The 2,601-nt window shown below is 68.8% G+C and carries 3 protein-coding genes and 1 pseudogene; 1 reads left to right on the forward strand and 3 read right to left on the reverse strand.

What is annotated here, in order from left to right; translation table 11 throughout:
• Positions 1-208: pseudogene (locus tag ABW137_RS33180) on the reverse strand (hypothetical protein); the annotation flags it as partial.
• A gap of 519 nt (positions 209-727) precedes the next feature.
• Between ABW137_RS33180 and ABW137_RS33185 the strand changes: the two are divergent.
• Positions 728-1,360, forward strand: a complete 633-nt coding sequence (locus ABW137_RS33185) for a class I SAM-dependent methyltransferase (RefSeq protein ID WP_526406752.1) — start codon at positions 728-730, stop codon at positions 1,358-1,360.
• A gap of 4 nt (positions 1,361-1,364) precedes the next feature.
• Here the strand turns inward: ABW137_RS33185 and ABW137_RS33190 are convergent, their stop codons facing one another.
• Entirely contained in the window at positions 1,365-1,703 is a 339-nt protein-coding gene (locus tag ABW137_RS33190) for a DUF6285 domain-containing protein (protein WP_526406754.1), read from the reverse strand.
• Positions 1,700-2,601, reverse strand: a 902-nt coding sequence (locus ABW137_RS33195) for a phosphotransferase family protein (RefSeq protein WP_526406756.1), incomplete at its 5' end; no start/stop codon positions are given. The genes ABW137_RS33195 and ABW137_RS33190, both read right to left, overlap by 4 nt.

Raw genomic sequence — 2,601 nt, forward strand, 5'->3', positions numbered from 1 at the left:
CGCCGGTCGGGGTCGCCTCGCCATCCAGGATCGCCAGGTCGATGCCGCCCTTGTCGAGGTTGGAGACGACGACGGGCGCGGTCGCCACGTCCAGGTACTCCAGCTCGGGCAAGTCGGGGTGAACGCGCTTGCCGAGCGCCGACCTCACCTGGTCGCGAGTGCGCGCGTTGTTGCTGTAGACCAGGATCTTCAATGGGGACTCGGGCACAAGGGCGATGCTACGACGCGCCGCCGCCGGGGGCGGCAAGTTCAGCCTGCCGCCGGTGGCGGCAAGTTCAGCAGGTCGCCGGTGGCGGCAAGCTCAGCAGGTTGCCGGTGGCGGCAAGTTCAGCAGGTCGCCGGTGGCGGCAAGCTCAGCAGGTTGCCGGTGGCGGCAAGTTCAGCAGGTCGCCGGTGGCGGCAAGTTCAGCACGCAGGGCGACGTACTCGGCGATCCTGGTGATCTGACCGGCATCGACCTCGATCACGATGCCGACGCGGGGGGTGGTCGACCGGAGGAACCAGCGGATTACCCTCAATGCGCCGGTGCGGGCCTTGACCTCGATGCCAGATGACCTCGATGCCAGATGGCAGGTGCCAGACGACCCCGCTCGACGACGGCGTCGCCGGTCGACAGGCTCACCACTCCGTCGCTGTCCATGGCGTTGAACAGCCCATTCGCCACGCCGACGGACCTCGCGTCCTCCGTGGTTGACCTCAAGAGGGGTTCAGGTAGAACACTGGCGGCATGACCACTTCCGGTACGGCAAGGCAACGATTCAACGACGCCTACGAATCGCGCACTGCGCCTTGGGTGATCGGTGAGCCCCAGCCGGCGATCGTCACGCTCGAACAGGCCGGCGTCATCTTCGGCAGGGTGCTCGACGCTGGATGTGGGCTCGGTGAGCACACGATCTTGCTCACTGCCCTGGACTACGACGTGCTCGGCATCGACTTCGCACCGAACGCCGTGCAGCAGGCGCGGCAGAATGCGGCGGCCAAGGGTGTGCCTGCCCGGTTCGAGGTGGCCGATGCGCTCAACCTCGGCACCGACGTCCAGTACGACGTGGTCGTCGACAGCGCACTGTTCCACGTCTTCGACGATGACGACCGGGCTCGCTACGTCACGAGCCTGCACGGTGCCGTCGTGCCAACCGGGCTGGTGCACGTACTGGCGTTGTCCGATGCGGGGCGCGGATTCGGCCCCCAGGTCAGCGAGGCCGTGATCCGCGAAGCGTTCTCGACGGGCTGGGACCTCGAGGCGTTGGACACCACGACCTACCGCGGCGTGGTGGGTGAGGCGCACGCCGAGGCCTACGGCGTCGAGGTCGGCACCGTGATCGACGAGCCCGCCTGGCTGGCCAGCGCCCGTCGGCTCTGACCGGCTAAGGCCGTGCATATCCCGGGTGTGAGACGTCCAACCGGTGCAGCACCAGCGTCCGAAGGGCAGGGAGCAGGACGGGGCCCCTGTCGTCGAGCTCGCCGCGCCTGATGGCCGCCGCGAGGTCAACCTCGCTGGCGAAGCCCAACTCGGCCAGCGCTGATCGCGGTGCCTCCCCGGCGTCGTCGCGGAGTTCGCGCTCCACGATGCGCAGCACGTTGGCTGCCACGCGGGCGTGGAAGCCGATGGCCCCGCTGGTCTCCTCGCGGACCTCGGTCTCCAGGAACTCCGCCACGGCGGCGACGAGTTCGGCCGCCGACGGTCGGCCGTGCAGATTGGTCACGGTCTCGCCTCCAGGAGTTCGAGCAGATCGAACTCGGTCTCGCAGACCCTGCGCCCGATCGCGGCGAGCTCGACCGATCGCGTCTGCCCCGACAGGTGCCGTTCGGCCTGGTATCGGCAGATGACGCCCCACCTCAGCGTGGACAGAATCAACCACCACCGCAGCGCGTCTCGGTCGAGCGTCGTGCCGGAGGCGTTCTCGTAGGCGCGCATGAAGTCCTCGATGCCGCCGAGACCGCCTGCGCCTAGCGCCTCCGGTGCGCCGAATCGCCACGCCCTGATGCAGAACCAGGCCAGGTCCTCGTACACCTCGCCAGTATGCGCGAGCTCCCAGTCCAAGACCGCGGCCAGCCGCGCGGGTCGCTCCTCGGTGTCGATGATGAGATTGCCCATCCGGAAGTCGCCGTGTACCAGCACGTTCGGCGACGACGGCGGCCGGTGTGCCGCGAGCCAGCGGAACGTCCATTCGAAAGTGGCCGTGGTATCGCCCATCTCGTCGAGCTGGGTGTGCCAGTCTTCGAGTTGGTCGGAGGCCTTGAGTCCGATCCCGGTCTGGTCGGCCCGGTGAATGGCGGCCAGCGCGCGGGCGCACTGCTGGACCAGATCGGCGCGCGAGTCGTCGTCCAGCGCGCGCTGGATCTTGCGGACGATGGTCTCGCCGCCCACGAAGTCGCATACCAGGAACGGATTGCCCAGTGCGGCAGCGGAATCCTCGGCAACCAGGACGTGGGGTACGGGCGCCCCCTCGGCGGCGGCGCGGCGCAACGCGGCGGCCTCGAGCTCCATGCCCGCGTGGATCTCGTCGGGAGGACCGATCCGCAGGATCAGCCCACGCGAACCGGAGTCGGTGATTGCGTCGAATGCCCACGTCGTGCGGCTCGCGCCGCCGGTCAGCACCC

Origin of the sequence: Mycobacterium sp. (assembly GCF_040509115.1) — a bacterium.
GTDB lineage: Bacteria > Actinomycetota > Actinomycetes > Mycobacteriales > Mycobacteriaceae > Mycobacterium.

Coding starts and splice junctions, on each gene's coding strand:
- ABW137_RS33185 (WP_526406752.1), top strand. CDS start 728: ATGACCACTTCCGGTACGGCAAGGCAACGATTCAACGACGCCTACGAA.